At 28.6% G+C, this 19,416-nt stretch carries 18 protein-coding genes and 2 tRNA genes; 9 read left to right on the top strand and 11 right to left on the bottom strand.

The window, feature by feature from the left end; translation table 11 throughout:
• Window positions 1-166: 166 nt before the first annotated feature.
• From H8S10_RS15755 to H8S10_RS15745, 3 genes are all read right to left on the bottom strand, one after another.
• Window positions 167-1,792: a Na/Pi cotransporter family protein gene (locus tag H8S10_RS15755; protein ID WP_055263946.1), complete on the bottom strand. Its 1,626-nt coding sequence runs from the start codon at window positions 1,790-1,792 to the stop codon at window positions 167-169.
• A 378-nt stretch (window positions 1,793-2,170) separates the two neighbouring features.
• Window positions 2,171-3,049 (bottom strand): cation diffusion facilitator family transporter, encoded by an 879-nt coding sequence (locus tag H8S10_RS15750; protein ID WP_186839524.1) that lies wholly within the window; start codon window positions 3,047-3,049, stop codon window positions 2,171-2,173.
• A gap of 136 nt (window positions 3,050-3,185) precedes the next feature.
• Entirely contained in the window at window positions 3,186-3,557 is a 372-nt protein-coding gene (locus tag H8S10_RS15745; RefSeq protein WP_055263942.1) for a DUF2500 domain-containing protein, read from the bottom strand.
• Between the two features lie 150 nt (window positions 3,558-3,707).
• Between H8S10_RS15745 and H8S10_RS15740 the strand changes: the two genes are divergently transcribed.
• The gene (locus tag H8S10_RS15740) at window positions 3,708-4,244 is read left to right on the top strand and encodes a chromate transporter (protein ID WP_186839523.1); all 537 of its coding nucleotides are present in this window, start codon (window positions 3,708-3,710) and stop codon (window positions 4,242-4,244) included.
• Window positions 4,241-4,822 (top strand): chromate transporter, encoded by a 582-nt coding sequence (locus tag H8S10_RS15735; RefSeq protein ID WP_055263938.1) that lies wholly within the window; start codon window positions 4,241-4,243, stop codon window positions 4,820-4,822. Before H8S10_RS15740 ends, H8S10_RS15735 begins: the two co-directional genes overlap by 4 nt.
• Before the next feature lie 32 nt (window positions 4,823-4,854).
• On the opposite strand, the gene H8S10_RS15730 is transcribed toward H8S10_RS15735, so the two are convergent.
• Complete coding sequence (locus H8S10_RS15730; protein WP_186839522.1) at window positions 4,855-5,193, bottom strand: hypothetical protein; 339 nt, start codon at window positions 5,191-5,193, stop codon at window positions 4,855-4,857.
• 221 nt (window positions 5,194-5,414) lie between these two features.
• On the opposite strand from H8S10_RS15730, the gene H8S10_RS15725 reads away from it, so the two are divergent.
• Window positions 5,415-5,490 (top strand) — tRNA-Met (locus H8S10_RS15725).
• 98 nt (window positions 5,491-5,588) lie between these two features.
• Window positions 5,589-6,374, top strand: coding sequence for a histidinol-phosphatase (locus H8S10_RS15720; RefSeq protein ID WP_186839521.1), 786 nt, complete (start codon window positions 5,589-5,591; stop codon window positions 6,372-6,374).
• Between the two features lie 26 nt (window positions 6,375-6,400).
• On the opposite strand, the gene H8S10_RS15715 is transcribed toward H8S10_RS15720, so the two are convergent.
• The 5 genes from H8S10_RS15715 to H8S10_RS15695 form a co-directional block, all read right to left on the bottom strand.
• Window positions 6,401-7,483, bottom strand: coding sequence for an ABC transporter ATP-binding protein (locus H8S10_RS15715; protein ID WP_186839520.1), 1,083 nt, complete (start codon window positions 7,481-7,483; stop codon window positions 6,401-6,403).
• Window positions 7,484-7,500: 17 nt separating this feature from the next.
• Entirely contained in the window at window positions 7,501-8,427 is a 927-nt protein-coding gene (locus H8S10_RS15710) for an ABC transporter permease subunit (protein ID WP_186839519.1), read from the bottom strand.
• Window positions 8,428-8,439: 12 nt separating this feature from the next.
• Window positions 8,440-10,527, bottom strand: coding sequence for an ABC transporter permease subunit (locus tag H8S10_RS15705; protein WP_207731911.1), 2,088 nt, complete (start codon window positions 10,525-10,527; stop codon window positions 8,440-8,442).
• Between the two features lie 43 nt (window positions 10,528-10,570).
• Entirely contained in the window at window positions 10,571-11,032 is a 462-nt protein-coding gene (locus H8S10_RS15700) for a hypothetical protein (RefSeq protein ID WP_186839518.1), read from the bottom strand.
• A 148-nt stretch (window positions 11,033-11,180) separates the two neighbouring features.
• On the bottom strand, window positions 11,181-12,506 hold the full coding sequence (locus tag H8S10_RS15695; protein ID WP_186839517.1) for a sugar ABC transporter substrate-binding protein: 1,326 nt from the start codon (window positions 12,504-12,506) through the stop codon (window positions 11,181-11,183).
• 446 nt (window positions 12,507-12,952) lie between these two features.
• Here H8S10_RS15695 and H8S10_RS15690 point away from each other — a divergent pair, with 446 nt between their 5' ends.
• Both H8S10_RS15690 and H8S10_RS15685 read left to right on the top strand, forming a co-directional pair.
• A complete protein-coding gene (locus H8S10_RS15690; RefSeq protein WP_186839516.1) occupies window positions 12,953-14,044 on the top strand; it encodes a helix-turn-helix transcriptional regulator in 1,092 nt (363 codons plus the stop codon).
• Between the two features lie 266 nt (window positions 14,045-14,310).
• Window positions 14,311-14,754 (top strand): pyridoxamine 5'-phosphate oxidase family protein, encoded by a 444-nt coding sequence (locus H8S10_RS15685; RefSeq protein ID WP_186839515.1) that lies wholly within the window; start codon window positions 14,311-14,313, stop codon window positions 14,752-14,754.
• Between the two features lie 110 nt (window positions 14,755-14,864).
• Here H8S10_RS15685 and H8S10_RS15680 read toward each other — a convergent pair whose 3' ends face one another.
• Complete coding sequence (locus tag H8S10_RS15680; protein WP_243175892.1) at window positions 14,865-15,650, bottom strand: CAP domain-containing protein; 786 nt, start codon at window positions 15,648-15,650, stop codon at window positions 14,865-14,867.
• Window positions 15,651-16,015: 365 nt separating this feature from the next.
• On the opposite strand from H8S10_RS15680, the gene H8S10_RS15675 reads away from it, so the two are divergent.
• The 3 genes from H8S10_RS15675 (at window position 16,016) to H8S10_RS15665 (ending at window position 17,401) form a co-directional block, all read left to right on the top strand.
• Window positions 16,016-16,091 (top strand) — tRNA-Met (locus H8S10_RS15675).
• A 748-nt stretch (window positions 16,092-16,839) separates the two neighbouring features.
• A complete protein-coding gene (locus H8S10_RS15670) occupies window positions 16,840-17,106 on the top strand; it encodes a hypothetical protein (RefSeq protein WP_186839513.1) in 267 nt (88 codons plus the stop codon).
• 25 nt (window positions 17,107-17,131) lie between these two features.
• Window positions 17,132-17,401, top strand: coding sequence for a hypothetical protein (locus H8S10_RS15665; RefSeq protein ID WP_186839512.1), 270 nt, complete (start codon window positions 17,132-17,134; stop codon window positions 17,399-17,401).
• A 177-nt stretch (window positions 17,402-17,578) separates the two neighbouring features.
• Here H8S10_RS15665 and H8S10_RS15660 read toward each other — a convergent pair whose 3' ends face one another.
• A complete protein-coding gene (locus tag H8S10_RS15660) occupies window positions 17,579-18,859 on the bottom strand; it encodes an HAD hydrolase family protein (RefSeq protein ID WP_186839511.1) in 1,281 nt (426 codons plus the stop codon).
• Window positions 18,860-19,416: the final 557 nt, after the last annotated feature.

Here is a 19,416-nt window from a genome sequence, read left to right as displayed (position 1 = left end):
AATGCAAATCCTATTTGTTGCATAGGAATCACATTTTTTGTGAAGTTTTTCATATTATTACTATGCGCAAAAAAGGAAGTTCAAATTCGAACTTCCTTTTCTTTATCGGCAAATATCAAATTTTTTTTGATACAGCCCCTTCATTAACTCTTAACTATTAATTAAATTAAGCGTGTAATCTATTATTGTGTACTTCCTTAGCTGTTGCTATATTATTTGCATGATCTCCTATTCTTTCAAGGTTAGATAAAAGGTCAAATAACATTACTCCAGCATCAGCCATACATCTCTTACTATTTAATCTCTTAATATTATTGCTTCTAAATTTCTTTTCTAATGAATCTATTCTATCTTCAACTTTATCGATAATTGAATTATGTTCTGTTGATTCATTTTCATAACTACTTATTGCAATCTCTAACGCATCTAATGTTGCTTTATAGATTTCTTCTAACTCTTCTAATGCATCATCAGTAATTTCAATATTCTTCTTTACTCTAGCCGAAGCAAGCTCAACAATATTTTCACAGTGATCCCCTATTCTCTCTATATCATTAATAGAGTGATAAGCTTCACTTAATAATTTAGCATTTTCCTCTGGTAAATTATGTTGAGATAACTCTACTAAATACTCAGTAATCTCTTTTTCTAATATATTAATTAAATTCTCATTTTCATAAACTTTGTTTATATCTTCTTCGTTACCTTCAAAGAACGCCTTCATAGCTAATTTAAAGTTATCTTTTGCTATATCAGCCATTCTTACAGTTTCTTTAACAACTTGTCCACTAGCAACAACCGGAGTCTCTAATAACTTTTTGTCTAGGTAAATAGCTCCTTCTTTTTCTTCATCTTCTTTATCAGGTAATATACGATTTACAAATTTAACTACATACCCTGCAATAGGTAACATTATAATAGTTATAGATAAATTAAATATAGTATGTGCATTGGCTACTTGTCTACCAACATTGTCTGGTGTCATATAACCAACTAGTTTTACTACTTGTGATGCAAAAGGTAGGAATATTATAGTTCCTAAAATCTTAAATGTTAAATGTAATAAAGCTGCTTTTTTAGCTGTTCTATTAGCTGTTATCGCTGCCATCATAGAAGTTACACAAGTCCCTATATTACAACCTAACACAACTGGAAAAGCTAATTTCATATCTATAGTTCCAGCAGCTGCTAAAGCAACTAATATACCTGTTGTAGCAGATGAACTTTGTAATATCGCCGTCATTATTACTCCGACAAGTACTCCTAATAACGGATTACTTCCCATTATAACTATGAACTCTTCAAATATAGGTAGCTTAGATACAGGTTTCATAGCTCCTGACATCATCCCCATACCCATGAATAATATACCAAACCCTAAAAGTATGTACGCTAAATCTTTAGTCTTCTTCTTCTTAGCTGCAAGCATTATTACTGCTCCAACACCTATAAATATTGGTGCTATTGCATCTAGCTTAAAGCTTACCATTTGAGCAGTGATAGTTGTCCCAACATTTGCTCCTAAAATTACACCTGTAGCTTGCATTAATGACATTAAACCAGCATTAACGAAACTTACAACCATAACTGTAGTTGCACTTGAGCTTTGAATTATAGCTGTAACAACAGTCCCTACAAAAACCCCCATAAGTCTATTGCTTGTTATTTTTTCTAGGATGCTTTTTAGCTTGTCCCCAGCCATATTCTCAAGACCATCTCCCATTAGCTTCATTCCATATAGAAATAAACCTAAACCTCCAAAAATTCCTGTAAAAATTTCAAAATTACTCATATTTAATTATTATTCCTCTCGATAATTAATAATTTTTTACAAGTATATAATACCATTATATACACTAGTTAAACAATGCTTTTTTATGTAAACTTTTCATTTTACAGATTTTTTATCTCTTCTATCTATCATTAAATGTTAAAAATATATTAAAAAGATTTAACATAATAAACTATTGTTTACTAAAGCTCAACAGTTATGGTTCATCTCATGAAAGTAATGCACAAACCACGTAGAAGTGATAGATTCATTATGTAATGGTGATGGTTGCTTCGCCAAATCCATAACCTGGGTCCAAAGCTTCCCAATAACCTTTGACGAAGTCAAACCATAACCTCAGCGTAAACTGACTATAATCTTGTAAACTTATCTAGTAAATCATTTAAATGGTTCTACATGAATTATTGTTTCAATAACCCTCTCATCTTTTTTCTTTATTACTTTATCGATATTATGAACAAGAGAGTGAACTTCACTTACTTGTAAATCAGGATTTACCTTTATGTGCATATCCAGAAAAATATAATCTTTTCCACCTCTTGATCTTATATTATGAACATCTTTAACATTGTTGAAGCTCTTCATAACCACATCTCTAACTTTCTCTTCATCCAAAATTTTACTATCTATAAGCACATTATAAGCATCCTTAAATATCTCGTAGGCAGCATATAAAATAAGGCAAGCAACAATAATTGATACAAAAACATCTATTATTGGAGGTACCCCCATTTTTATACATATCAAAGTAGTTAAAACTCCAATAGATACAAAAATATCGCTTTTAGTGTGAATTGAATCTGCTATTAAGAAAGAGCTATTATATTTTTTACCTTGCTTGTTTTCATAATAAGCCACAAAAATATTAATACACAAAGTTGATAATAATATTAAAATGCTTTCTAAACTAACTGTAATTTCTGTCTGATTAAAAAACTTCTGTATTGACTGTACCACTATATTATAAGTAAGAAATACTAGCATTCCTCCAATTATTAAACTAGCCATTGTTTCTATTTTTTTGTGACCATATGGGTGCTCATTATCTATTGGTTTTGAAGCTAAAGTTATACTTATTAATCCAACAATATTTGATGCCCCATCAGAAAAGGAGTGAAAACCATCTGCCGATAAACTTAAGCTCTTAGTTATATAACCAATAATTATCTTTGCTACCGATACTGCAAAATTTGCTATCAATATTATTATTAGTACTTTTTTTATCATATGATACTTATTTTCTTTTCCTTCCACCATAGTAATATCCCCTTTTTAGTACTTCTTTAATATTATATTGATATTTTCAAACAAAGTTCTCATTTTTACTATGATAATAATTATCATTAAGTATATATGATAAATAAAAAAGAAACTACGTTATGTAGCTTCTTTTTTAATATCTATTCTCTCTTTCAAAACTAATAAATCTTGTTCCTTGAAAAGATAAAATCCCCTTATCTCCTTCAGCCATTAATCCATATTCCTTACCTGATACTTTTAGCTCAAGTCTTTCACCATTATCAAATTGAAAAGTTGTATAATATGTTGTACTTCTTGAGGTAGTATGTGTCTCTCCATGATGGTGATGAGATACATTAATCCTCTTTGAGATAATAGTTGAAGCTACTGGTATAATTGGTTGTTTATTATTATTACTCCATTCTTTTATATTGCTAACTATTATAAAAATAAACATTGCAAAAAATACTATAAAAAATATTGGAAATATAAATGACATTATATTAAACATTCCCATTTCAAACATGATGTCCCCCCTTAAATAATTCATAATTTATTAATATTTAAATATATAAAAAAAAGTGCTATTATAATTTAGTATATCTTTATTATACCATCTAAGTATAAAAACTTGGTAATATAATCAAGTATTTTTAAATAAGGAGAATTATAAATAATGAAACAATTATTAGATTTATTCTTCACATTTGCTAGGATTGGTGGGCTTACCTTTGGTGGTGGTTATGCAATGCTACCAATTTTGCAACGTGAGGTAGTAGAAAAAAGAAAATGGGTAACTAATGAAGAAATAATGGATTATTATGCTATTAGCCAATGCACTCCTGGAATAATTGCAGTTAATACAGCTACCTTTATAGGACAAAAATGTGCTGGTAATATCGGAGGTATTGTAGCTACACTTGGAGTTGTTTTTCCTTCTTTAATAATAATCACTCTAATCGCAGCATTTCTTCAAAACTTCGCTGATTTAGCCATTGTTAAAAATGCTTTTGCCGGAATACGTATATGTGTAAGTGTACTTATTATCAATGCTGTAATCAAGCTTTGGAAAAGTTCTGTTATAGATATAGCTACAACAATAATTTTCTTTATAATTTTTATTGCAGCTATTTTTACAAATTTATCACCTATAGTATTTGTCCTTTTCGCTGGTATAGCTGGAGTAATACTTAAATGGAGGGAAAATAAATGATTTATTTAATGCTTTTTTATGAATTCTTTAAGACGGGCCTTTTTGCCGTTGGTGGTGGTATGGCTACTCTTCCATTTTTAGATGCTATGGCTTTAAAGACTGGTTGGTTTACGCAAGCTCAACTTGTAGATATGATAGCAGTATCTGAATCAACTCCTGGACCAATCGGTGTAAATATGGCTACATATGTTGGTTTTACTTCTGCAGGACCTCTTGGTTCTGTAATAGCTACTTTAGGACTTATAGCTCCATCTATAATAGTAATTCTTATTATAGCTAAGTTCTTATCTAAGTTTAAAGATAGCCATATAGTTAAATCAATATTTTACTCTTTAAGACCAACTTCTACAGCATTAATAGCTGCTGCTGGTGTACCTGTAATAATGCTATCATTAACAAATTCTGATAAATTTAAAGCTACTGGCTCAATATTAGACCTATTTAATTTTGGAGCAATTTTACTAGCTATAATACTTTTTATACTTACTAATAAAATAAAAGCTACAAAAAAACTACATCCAGTAGTATTTATTGCAGCTTCAGCAGTTATTGGAATTATTTTTTCAATGGCAGGATAAAAAAAGTGCGAGCTAAAGCTCGCACTTTCCTTCTAATTTATATAAACATATTTACACTCTTCTAAATTAAAGTAATCTCTAAATTCAAATTTGCATGTACGATTAAATTCTTCTTCATTCCAGAAGTTAGTACATATAATATTACTTGTGTCTATGAGTTCTCTTACTTCTAAATAATCTATTAAATTCTTATTTTCATTAATATAGTACTTAAGGCATTTTAATATTTCAGGATCTTCATTAGTTACTTCTAAACTTTTTGGATCTACGTTAAATTTTAAATCTCTCACCATAAAAGCATTATCACTTCCTATTCTTTCTGCTATGCTATTATCCTTATCTATTAATAGTGATTCAATTTTTATTTTCATTTTGACCCCTCCAACTCCTTTTTGTATACCTTTACAATATATATATTCTATATTTATTGCTATAATTACTTTCTAGTTTAATTTCTATTAAAATTACTAACATATTTTTTTAATCAAATTATAAATAAATTTCAGATTGTATGGAATATTATTACGTTTTATGAGTATACTATAATATAAAGATTTCAAATTCTTATTTTTAAAATCGTAATATTTAATATCGCGGGGTGGAGCAGTAGGTAGCTCGCCGGGCTCATAACCCGAAGGTCGGAGGTTCAAGTCCTTCCCCCGCAACCATAAACCTTACATTATTATGTGAGGTTTATTTTATTTACTTTTATATAATATATTTATAAAATTATATTATAATAAATTATTTTTAGGAGATTTATATTATGCATAAAGTAAATTATCATACTCACACATATAGATGTGGACATGCTATTGGAACTGAATTAGATTACTTAAATTCTGCTTTAGAAAATAAATTAAATATACTGGGATTTAGCGATCACGCTCCATATCCTGATGATAGATTAAATTTAACTAAAGATACTAGAATGGATTATTTAGAACTTCAAGACTATATCGATACTATTAGATATTTGCAAATAAAATATAGAAATAAAATTAAAATTCTAATAGGTTTAGAAATAGAATATGATGAATCAGTCTATAGTTACTACAATTATCTCTTAAATTACTTAAGCCTTGATTACTTAATCTTAGGACAACATGTATTCTTATCTAAAGGTGAATTATTACATACTTTCTCATTAAATTCTACTGATTCCTATGTCGACTATGCACTATCAATTTCTAAAGCATTAGAAACTAACTTTTTTAAATTCTTAGCCCATCCTGATCTTATATTTATAAATAATCTAGCATGGGATGAAAATTGTGATAGAGCATGTGAAATAATCATAGAAAGTGCAATAAAGCATGATACTATACTTGAACTTAATGCAAATGGCTTCAGAAAAGGAATAATGTCATTTCCTGATATAGATAGATATCCTTATCCACATAATAAGTTTTGGGAAAAAGTTGCTAAAACTAATTTGAAAGTTATAATAAACTCTGACTGCCACGACCCTAAATTTATGTGGGATTCATGTATGGATCAAGCGTATGAATATGCTAAAAAATTAGGGCTTAATATTATATATGAAATATAAATAAAGTGCGAGCTAAGCTCGCACTTTTAGTTAATTCTTTCTTCAGTTTCAGCGTCAAAGAAATGTAAAGCTTCTAAGTCAAATCCAAATGTATGATTTTCTCCAGCTTCATATTGATAATGTCCTGGAACTGTTATAACCATATCTTTTCCACTCTTTAATTTAACAAATAAAGTCTTTTCTTTTCCTAATACTTCTATTACATCTATTGTTCCTTCAAATTTATCTTTAGCCTCTCCGCTTACAAATCTTTCTGAACGAATTCCTAAATAAACTTCTTTACCTATATGGTTAGCTAAAGCTTTTAAATCCTTTTCTGATGGAGTTACAGATATAAGACCATCTTCTGAAATAAATTTCTTACCATCCATCTTACCTTTTATCATATTTATTGTTGGAGAACCAATAAATCTAGCTACAAACATATTTTGTGGCTTTTCATAGAATTCATATGGCTTACCAACTTGTTGAATCTTACCATCATTCATAAGAACTATCTTAGTTGCCATTGTCATAGCTTCAACTTGGTCATGAGTAACGTAGATACTTGTAGTTCCTAATTGCTTGTGAATTCTAACAAGCTCAATTCTCATATGCTCTCTTAACTTAGCATCTAAGTTAGAAAGAGGCTCATCCATTAAGAATACGCTTGGTTTTCTAACTATAGCTCTTCCTAATGCAACTCTTTGTCTTTGACCACCAGATATATCGGAAGGCTTTGAATATAAATAATTTTCTATTTGTAATAATTTTGCTGCTTCCATAACACGTTCATTTATTACATTTTTTCTTTCTTTTCTCATTGATAAAGAAAATGCCATATTATCATAAACAGTCATGTGAGGATATAATGCATAGCTTTGGAAAACCATTGCTATATCTCTATCTTTAGATGCTAATTTATTAACTCTTTTTTCTCCAAATAAAAGATCTCCTTCTGTAATAGAGTTAAGTCCTGCAATCATTCTTAATAATGTAGTCTTACCACATCCTGATGGTCCTAAGATTACACAGAAATCCTTATCTTCAATTTCTAAATTTATATTTCTTAAAGTAAAATCTTCTCTACTTTCGTATTTTTTACCTATATTATTTAATGTTACCTTCATATCTACCCACTCCTATCCTATCCTTTTGTAGCACCATTTGAAAGACCTGATACTAGTTGTTTTTGTAATGCAATAAACAGTATTACTATTGGCACAGCCGCTAAAAGAGCTCCTGCTGCAAAGGCTGGTTGGTTAATTGTACGCTCATCGTTTACTAACGTATATAATCCTACTGACAATGTATAATCTTCAGGTGTAGTTAATAAAACTTTTGATAGTAGAACATCCATAAATGGTCCTATAAATGACCATAATGCAATAATTGCTAACATTGGTCTTGCTATAGGCATTATTATAAGTCTATATATTTTCATACTAGAACATCCATCAATTTTTGCTGCGTCATCTAATTCAGTTGAAATAGAATCTAGATATCCCTTTAAGATAATTGTATTCCCTGCAATCCCTGTACCTGCATATATAAGTATAAGCATCATCTGTCTAGTAAAGGCTGGAACCATATCAGATGCGATTGAGTACATAGTAAAATATGCCGTTATACCAACGAATTGTGGTATTGTTTGTATAAGCATTATTGTCATAAGAGATACTTTCTTACCCTTAAATCTATATCTTGAATAAGCGTATCCTGTAAATGAAACAATTAATACTACTAATATAGCAGTTACAACACTTATAAATATTGTATTACCCATCCATTTTAAATACATTGTATTTTCAAATAGATGTTGGAAGTGTTTTAGAGAAAAACTAAATCCAGCATTAAGATTTAACCTTTTTCCTTGCTCACCATTAAATGAAGATATTATAATTTGCAATATTGGCCATATTACAGCTAATGCCCAACCTATTAAGAATACGTAAGATATTCCTAGAGCAATTTTCCCTCCTAAAGTAAGAGGTTGTTTATCTGAAAGATAAAGATTGCTTTTCTTTTTCTTCTTTAATGAACTTTTCTGTTTAACATTGTTTGTTTCTAACATACCGTTACCCCCTTACTCCTTTTTAAATACTTCCGTATTTCTATATCCAATATAAGCTATTATTATAAGAGCTATAGAAACTATCATAGTTATAGCAGCACCTAAAGCTTGATATTGATTTTCTAAAGTCAGCTTATAGATGTATGAAATTAGAAGGTCTGTAGAACCTGCTAAGTTTCCATATACCGATGGATTAAATGGTCCACCATTATTAAATAACCATATGATTGAGAAGTTGTTAAAGTTAAATGTATATTGCCCAACTAAAAGTGGAGCTGTTTGGAATAATACTAATGGTATCGTAATCTTTGATAATTTCTTAAAGCTTGTAGCTCCATCTATATCAGCAGCCTCATAAAGTTCTTTATTTATAGATTGAAGAACTCCTGTTGATAATAAGAAAACATAAGCACTTCCAAGCCATGCTTGTATACAAATAAGTACTGACCTAGCTACAAATGTGTTATTTTTTATTGATAATCCTTCTCCAAAAATACTTTGTAGAGCCTGTGTTAATGCTCCATTTGGAGATGATAATATACTAAAGAATGTTATTGTTATAAATGCTGGTACAGCCCAAGGTAGTAGATATATTGTTCTAAATAATGTTTTACCTTTTATTCTATCATTGTTAAGAACTATAGCTAGAATAAATCCTAAAGCTATTGCTAATGTAGTAGCAACTAAAGTCCAAATTATTGTCCATCCAAGAATCTTCCAGAATACTGATCCTGCTAGTCCTTGTCCTAAAGCAATCATCTTATAGTTACTTAGACCTTCCCATCCAAATTTAGCTTGATGCTTTGGATCCATTCCTGTAAATGATAAAAGTATTGTAGTTGCTACTGGTATAAATACCATAAATATTGTAACAACTAATGCCGGTGCTGATACCATATATGGGAATCCATCTTCAAGTAAACTTTGCTTAGTTTCTATCCAAGTCCTTGTTCTTATTCCCCTTATTTCTTCTTTTTCAACTTTATTAACATCTTTAAAAGATAATAATAGTAATACTAATGCTAATACGATTAAAGTTATTGCAAGTATACCTTCAATCATAAAGATTATTGATCTATCAAGCTTTCCTGCACCTTCCGCTAACGTTATTAATCCTGCAATTCCCTCTCCTTTATAGTTACCATAACCTAATGCATATGGAATAGCCATTGTGTATATATAAATGCTACCTAAGAACATTATTATCGATTTTATATACTGCTTATTAAGTAATTGTCCCAATCCTGGGAATAAAATAGTTACATATGATTTCCATGGAATCTTCTTTTCTATCTCTATAGGATAAACTCTTCTAAGATCAGATACATTCACATTTACAGTATTAATTTTTTGTTTTAATGTTTTACTAAGTTCATATCTTTTATTTTTTATAACTTCTTCATTATAAGTTTTTTCACATTCAAAAGATTTTACCATAACAGATTCTCTATATTTTCTTTTAAGTTCCTTTATAGTATTTTCTTTTGCTTGTTTTGATATTAAACCTTCTTTTTGTTTTGCTTTTACCTCACTAATTCTATCATGTAAGTTTTTCTTTTCTTCAATTTTGAAATTCTTAAATTCTTTTTGAAATTTAGAATCTTTTTCTGAATTTATATTAGCTTTCTTAGCCTGAGCTTCAACTAACTCTTTATAAGTTTCTTTTGCAAAATCTAATATATGAGGTATTTGTGCAATCTCCATTTTATTTTGTTCGTATAAAAGTTCAGCATCATATGTTAAATCTACATACTTTTCATAAAAAGTAACCAATTGTTTAGCTTTAAATAATCTTACCTCTAAATTTTGTACTTTTTTTGGTAAAGAGCTATCTACCTTTCCTCTATATTCAGCAACTTTCTTATTAGTTTCTTCTAAGAAAGATTTTTCTCTACTTTTATATTCATTTAATTTTTTAATATATGGATGCTCCGCTTTTCCTTTTACTAACTCATTCAATTTCTTTTTTAATTCTTCTTTTTCATTACCCTTCACACCTTCTATCTCATATTGAAGAGATGCAACTTCGTACAAGTATAAGTTTTTTCTATCATATTCACGGTCTAAATGATCATATAAATACATATCAAACTTTTTCAAGCTTTTTCCCCCTACTTTAATGATTTCTCAATTACCTCTAATTTTAGAGTCCTCTTACGTTATAAATACATTTGCCTAAATAAATCATCATTAAAATTAAAGCAATATAGCCTATGCTACTTACTATAAAAAACATTGAATACCAAGATTCACCTATAATTGAGAATCCAAAGGATCCTATTAATAATACGGTCCATATTACTACATATAACTTATTTACCCTTAACTTTGTCAGTGTAATGTAACTATGTATAGCTAGTCCTATCGGAGTTATTATCTTAACAAAAAACGAAGACATACACATAGTTAAATATGTTTGATATAACTCTTCACTAGTTTCTCCTATCATAGCCGTATTTAAGTTTGGATTCGATAACCACATATCAAAAAATGCTGTGTCTTTTACTTTAAATATTGCTTCTAATGAGATTGAAAATATAATTAGTGCACATATTCCCACTAATGAATAAAATACACCCCTCGTCATCTCTATTTGATCTCTCATGTGGCCTCCTTTTTACAAGAAAAGGGGACTATGTCCCCTACACTTCTAGTTATTATTTATAATTATAAAATTTGATATCGCAAACTCCTTCTCATTTACGTTCGAATGAGTAAGTTCGATTAATTAAATCATAGATTTAGAATCTCACTTAGAAGCTTGACATCATTGCTTCGAATGAAGCTTTAACTTCGTTATATGCTGCTTCAGCATCTTTTGGTTGAGTTGATGACCATGATAATAAAGCATTTTGCCAAGAATCCCATACGCTACCCCATTCAGTGAATAGAGGTCTGTTTTCAGCTTTTTCATATCCAGCATAAGTTGCATCAATAACTTTCTTTTCTAATTCATCGATTCCTTCATAAGCAGAAGGTTCAACATTTTCTAATATCTTACCAGTATACTTGAATAATTCTTGAGCATTTGCAGGGTTAACTATTTCTTCAATAAATGCTTGAGCTACTGCCATCTTATCAGCATCTTCTTCAACTCTTGCATTTACACCAAGTCCCCATCCACCTTTCCAGTGAGTTAATGGATTTCCGTTAACAGTTATATTTGTTAGAGGAATAACTTCTAAGTTTGAAGCATCTCCAACTAAATCTTTAACACTTGTAGTTGCCCAAGGTCCATCGATTTTTATAACGTCAGTTCCACCAGTTTTGAATTGCTCTTCAATATATCCACCAGCTGCTTCTTTATCCCAAAGGTCAGTTTTGTTTGTATCATGGAATTTCCAATAATCATATAAAGCTGTGAATAATTTTTGTTGATCTTCAGTTAATTCAGACCATTCTTTAGTAGCATCTGAATATAACTCACCAGCATCATTATGTCCTAATAATTCTAATTCAGCTGAGTTAGCAAAAGCAACTCCAAACCAACAATCATGTACAGTTGTTAATATTTGATCAGCTTCTACAGAAGTTAATTCTATAGATTTGCTAAAATCTATTCCAGCTGCTTCTGCATTGGCAACATTTACATATCCTATTAATGTTTCTATGTTATAAGGGAAAGCTAAATATTCTCCATCAACGTAGAAGTTTCCACCTAGTCCACCTTTGAAATCTTTAAATCCACCTACATTGTTAGCCATAGTTTCAGCATCTATAGCAGCTAAAGCGTTGTTGTTAGCTAGTCCATATAATCTATCTGCTGGTAAAGCAAATACGTCAGCAACGTCTGGGTTTGTTGGATCTGATTGGTCTAATACATCTAAGTGATCAAAAGATCCTGTTGTTATAAACTTAATATCAGCATTTGGATATTTTCCTATAACCGTTTCTTTAACTTGTTCATAGTAAGGTACCCATCCTTCTTCTACTTGAACAGTTAATTCAACTTTGGCATCGTTACCAGTAGTTTCGTTAGTTCCACCTTCTGATGTTTGTCCACCTTTATTACTTGAACCACATGCTACTAAATTTAATGTAGTAGCTGCTACAAGTAAAGTAACTAATAATTTCTTCATAATTAATTCTCCTCCACTTTTAATTACTAATTTATTTAAAGTTGTAAAACTTAAATACTTTTTTAATACTTACTAAATCGTTTTTAGGAATTAATACAAACGGCCTGTCCTATATTTAATACCGTTAAATTTCACCCTAAAAATTTTACGGTACCGTTTCCATTTTTGTCGAAAAATAATATATAACCTTAATGTAAACTTTATCATGTTTTTGGTTACACTTTTATTATATCAGTCTGGCAATTTTAGTCAATAGATTGTACAGATAATAATTGTGTAAAATTGTGGTTATTTTTTTTAGTTTAAGCAAACTTTTTCAACGTCAAATTTCACACTTTTTATGAAAATATATACTTTTTTTACATTTTAAACTCCTCTCTTCGCTTTAAATTTTTACCATTTTAATTTATAATTATTATACGACAACATATTAAAGGAGTTTTACTATGGACTTTTACAAATATAAAGATAATAAAAAAATAATTGGCTCTATAATTAAGCTTAATAGACTAAATCAAAATATAAGTCAAAAAACTTTATCAAAAGGAGTTTGTGTTGCTTCTTATTTAAGTCGTATAGAAAATGGTGATTTAATTCCAAGTGAAGAAGTAATATCTATTATATTTAATAGGCTTGGATTAACATTTAATGATTCCAAAGAATTTCTGGAAAAAGGGATTAATCGTTTAAAACTTTTTTTTGAAAGTCTTCATTTTAATGAATTTGATTTGACAAATGAGATTTTCAACGAATTAGAGTCTCAGGAAAATGATTATATTACATCCCCTCTTGTTATAGATTATTTTTTAGCTAAGCTTGCAAGATACTGTTCCACTCCAAATAGAGAAAAATTTGAAAGTTCAAAAGAGTTACTTCATTCATCCTTTGAATTACTATCTCCACAACAAAAGTTTCTATATAACTTTTACGTAGGTGTAGATACTTTAAATCTTTCAGATAATAAATCTATTGGAAAAGAATTTATAGAAGAAGCTTTAACTTATAAAGATAATGGTCATTGTTATTACTGGCTATCTTATGCTTACAGAATAGAAAATAATCCAATAAAGTCATACGATTGCATAAAGAAAGCTTTAGACTTTTATGTAACAGAAGGAAACATTATAAGTATTATGTCTTGCTATGAAAAAATTGCTGAAGTTCATTTTATGCTAGATAACTATAGTGATGCCATTACTTACTTAAAAATATCATTAAGTATTGCTGAAAAGCTTAAGAATAGATATTTTATTGAACATTTAAACTCAATAATTTCATGGGCATACTATAGATTAAAAGAATACTCTACTTCATTAAATTATTTAAAAAATAATACTGGACTTGTTGATCATAGAATGTTAGTTCCTGATAGTATAACTAAATCTTTAATATATTTTTCATTAAATAATAAAACTTTATTAAAAGAATCAATCAATGAACTTCAAAATGCCCAATCCTTAGAACATATAAACAATGATTTAGCTAATATAATATATAAATTATTTATTATATATATATATATGATGATAATTATTTAAAAAATCCTATGTGGGAAAATCTATTAATTTATATAATTGATAGTATGCATAAATTATTAGAACTAAAGAAAGTTTTTATTACCTTACTTAAGGAGTACTATATCTATAATAGAAAATATAAAGATGCTTTATTTTTATAATTTTAAAAGCAAGTAGTATAAAATTTCTTATATTACTTGCTTTTATTTACATAATTATTATACAATTTCAGCATTTCTTTCATATACTATAGCATATTATCTTAATAAAAAAGGAGCATTCCATGTATGGATATTTGTAATTATAAAAATCTTTCAACTAAAGATATTATTGCAATTTTAAACGAAGAGAAAATGTGCTATTTAGCTACAACTGATACAACAAATATCTCATCTGTACCTATGTGGTATGTTTTTGACTATTCAGATGATAATTTAATATTCTACTTTATAAGTAACAATACTAGTCAAAAAATTGATAACATTTATTATACTGGCATTGCAGGTATCACTTTATTACAACATCATCGCTGTAGAAAAGTAGAAAGTTATAAAACCATAATAGCAAATGGAACTACAACTGTTATTAATGATATTAAAGAAAAAATATCTATAATTGAAAAATTCAAAAATAAATATAATTGCATAACAAATTTTTCATATATAGATACTTCTAATATAAAATTCTTTAAAGTTACCGTTTCTGAAATTACTGGTAGGTATTATTCTTAAAAAATATACTTTCTTAAAACAAAAAAATAGAGCCTATACTTAATATAGGCTCTATTTAAAAGTACATTTATGTTAAATTGGTATCTAGAACGCTTAATTAATTTAAAATATTATCTATAAAACTCTTGAGTTGCATAGACTTTATTTCCAATTTGATATACTCCTACTCCAATGCTTGTAAAGTCTGTAGATAGTATATTCTTTCTATGACCTGATGAATTCATCCAGTTAGTCATAAATTGGTTAGCTAATACTGTTGGATCAGTACCATAACCCCCTAGGTATGCTATATTTTCACCCCATGAATTATATGAGACCCCATCAGCTTTCATTTGAGCTGTTATATAATTACCATTTAAATCAGTATGACTGAAGTAATTATTATCTCCCATATCCTGAGATTTAATTCTTGCATATTTCTCCATTGTAGTGTTATAACTCAATGGTGCTACACCAGCCTTCACTCTTTCTTCATTAACTTTATTAAAGATAGCTTGTTCGACTTGTGCCATAAATTTATCAGATGCATTTGTATCATCTGTTACTGCATCTCCTTCATTTGTTGGAGGTGTAACTGTTGTATCATCTCCTGTTGTAGGTGGAGTAACTTCTGTATTCTCCTCTCCTGCTGGTAGTGTTACAACTGTATTGTCATCTGATGTTGGTGGCGTAACTGTAGTATCATCTCCTACTGTTGGTGGTATTACTACATTATCATCTCCTGTTGATGGTTTTTCATCTTGACTTGGCTTACAAGGTCTTTGATATTTATGCTTACAATGATGTCTATATGCTCCACCATTATTTGAGTCATAATATCTTGTAGCAGCACTTGCTGATACAGTTCCTAACATTGTAGTTCCAGCTATTACTAGCGCGATTATTTTAGATTTCATTTCCATTCCTCCTATAATTTGAACTATTATGTATAGTTCATTTTTAGTTCTAATGTACTTTTACGTCTTTACCAACTTGTCCACTTCATAATAACACATAAATTCTAAAATTATTATAGTGGACTACTTGTAATTAAGATTAAATTACCCTTGTAAATAAATCATTATCATATATGGAATATAGTGTGATACAAACTTATATTTTCATAATAATATTATATTCTACCATTCTATCGTATTTTAGACTCTAAGGTATCTCTTGTCATCTTAAGGCTTAATACGCCATAATATCACTTTGACTTTAGTGCTTTGCTACATTATACTTAGGTCATAAGTTAATCAATGAAATGCATACAATTTAATATCGCGGGGTGGAGCAGTTGGCAGCTCGTTGGGCTCATAACCCAAAGGTCGTAGGTTCAAGTCCTGCCCCCGCAACCAAAAACAACCCTTATTCTTACTATAAGGGTTGTTTTATTTTTAGTTGATATAACTTATAAGCTTATATTAAATTGTAAAACCATTCTTTAGCAAATTACTTTTCCTAAATAACCATAATTATTATTCTTATTTTAAACTTATATAGACTATGGTTATTTATAGTATTATTATATGATTTACTATCATCATTACAAATATTAAAAATTACAAATATTAAAACGTTAATCTTTTATATAATTAAAAAGTGCGAAGCAAATTTGCAGCTTCGCATTTTCCCAATCGTTACTTTAACTTTTAATTAGCTAATTTTTGCTAAACCTGTCCTTTTATAAACTCAAATATAAGTTTTTTTAAAAAAGCTTTTAACTTTATCTAATCATTTTTCTTGACTTTTTTATTATGTTTACATCCACAATTATTGGCTTTCTTTTCTTTTTCTTGTTGGCTTGCACATGAACAATCGTGTTTTTCACTCATATTAATTCCCTCCTAAAACCTGATGCCCTCTTGGTACAGTACTATTATCTACAAAGTCTAAGTATTAATACCATGAAAATAAATCCTTTTTTATGATTTTATTGAGATAATTATATTAATCCTAATTCTTAATATTTGATTATTACCTCTTTTTTATATGAACTTCAAAAGCTTGTTAATTGGTTACAATAAAATTCAAGGTATCATTTTTCTTGTTTAACACATAACAATAATAGATATTTTATCTAATACTATTTTTTAGGAGGTTAATATGAAAAAGCATAAGAGTGAAAAGATACACCAAGTAGTTCATGATAATGATAGAAAACTTAATTTACATGAAATAAAAGCTGAAACTGGAGCTGGTAATGGATTCAAATCTTCAGGCGAACAATCTAAGGTTCCTATACAAGATACTTATGAAGCAAGTAGTAAAAGCGAAAAAATTCAAGAAGCAATGTCTAATTCTGAAGGGAAAATTAATTTACATACTATAAAGGCTCAAACTGGTGCTGGTAATGGTTATAAGCATCAATAATTAATATTTTTAAGGAGGCATTCCTATGACAAAACATAAAAGCGAAAAAATTCAAGAAGCAATGTCTAATTCTGAAGGGAAAATTAATTTACATACTATAAAGGCTCAAACTGGTGCTGGTAATGGTTATAATAATACTGAACGTGCTTCTGAAATTTCACCAATTAAAGACACATTTGTTAACACTAATAAGTTTCATAAGATTCACCATGTTGTAAGTAATATCGAAGGTAAAGCAAACTTACATAAAATAAAGGCTCAAACTGGTACTGGTAATGGTTATAAGCATCAATAATTAATATTTTTAAGGAGGCATTCCTATGACAAAACATAAAAGCGAAAAGATTCATGAAGTAGTCCATAAACATGATAAGAAATTAAATCTTCATGAAATAAAAGAAGAAACTGGTGCAGGTAACGGTTATAAAAAATAATTATATAATTAATGGAGGCATAAATTTGCCTCCTTCTTTTAATACTTGTGCCAAAAATAAGGTCTATAAATTTTTCTTAGCTTTTTAACTACTTCATTAGGATCATTTTTACTTATATAATTTTGAAAAACTTCATTATCTTTTTCAAAGACTAGTGTACTTTTTGCATCTGTTAAGCTTTGAACATACTTAATCATATTTTCCTTAATAGCTTTTTTATTATAAATCTTAATATAAGTATATCCTGGATAATCATCAGAATCATATTTTAAAACTTTAAACTCTTTTGTATATCCTAACCTTTCTAATTCTTCATATAAAGATTCTATTTTTTCAGTCTCATCAATAAGCATTAAATAAACTGCTCCATATCTATCTGGTAATTCCTCTTTTATATAATTACGGTAAGGAGACGACCTTAAGTTATTATATATATCACTTTCCACCGGATTTTTAAAATCCCCATAATAAATCATAACAGAATCTTCTACTACTGTATTTATAAAGCAATGCATATTTCTAGCCTGAATTAAATCTACAAGTTTCTTAGTTTCTTCATGAGTCATTTCATACACTTTTAAGTATTTATTTTCTTTCATATCAAATAATATAGCTCCATCCATAGCTATAACAGGTAAATTTAATCTTATATCTTGTAATGATGTAACTAATGCTCCTGGAGTTTTCATAGTTGCAATTGTTAACTTAACTCCATCATCAAGCATTTTATTTAACTCAATCTTACTATATGAAGTTAAAGTTTCTTTCATATTTAATAATACTTTATCTAATTCGGCTACAAAAAGTAAATCATTCCTTCTTTTCCTCGGTAGCTCAAATGTATTTATGATAAGTGCTAAACCAATACCAATCATAGTATCCATCATTCTATTAAATACAAATAAATATGGATTTTTATCTTTAAGATGGTTAACTACTATACTTAAAAATACGACACAGGAAAAATACGAAGCATTTTTCTTATTAAATATAACTGTGGTGTAAATAATTGGAATTATTAGTAATGATATTGTTATATATCTAAAAAGCTCATTATCAAAGGGTATAACATATAACTCAACTAATATCATTATCAATCCATAAGCAGCTCCTATAAAAGTTCCTATAGTTCTTTGTATAGCGTTAGCCTTTGCATTGCTACTATAAGGTTGCATACACCACAATACAGACAATGCTGTATAAAAAGGTGTCCCTTGCTTCCCTCTTAAAAAATAAATAATGAATCCTAGCAATACTCCTATCGAAGATTTAATAATTCGCATTCCTATCGGAGGAAGTGCTATGTTTCTTTTGTTCATTTAAATATCCTCCATATATCTATTAGTTTTAACTTTTGTTTAAATATATTATAATTATATAAAAATTCTCTAAAAACCATAATAATTATAATTATAATTATAATTATAAAGTTAAAAAATTACTAGTTAATTTATTCCAAATATACAGAGATAATATTCATATTTAATAGCTTCTTATTAATATTACTCTTCTCTTTCGCATCCTTCTTACCTATAAATACTAAACTCATTAGGCATATAAATTATTAGTTCTAAGTGCTTATCTTTTATCAGTTAATTAGATTTTAAAATTAACATATCAATAAAATTATAAATTTGTGCATTTATCTCTCTTTTATTTAATTCTCTGTAATCAACAAAAAAGGGGCTGTCTCTGAAATGATTTTTAAAATCATTTCAGTAGACGGTCTTTTTATTTTTTATTCATATATTTATATGAAATTATTTCTAAATGAACAAGTTTTTTGACACGACAAATAGGAGGTTATAAACCTCCTATTCTCTGTAAAAATATACCTTTACGCTATTTTCTTTTCATGCAATAATATACCATTTCT

Origin of the sequence: Clostridium sp. NSJ-49, assembly GCF_014287725.1 — a bacterium.
Classification (GTDB): domain Bacteria; phylum Bacillota; class Clostridia; order Clostridiales; family Clostridiaceae; genus Clostridium; species Clostridium disporicum_B.
Note: the sequence above shows the minus strand (reverse complement) of the source record. Positions and strands in the feature narration are given on the sequence as shown.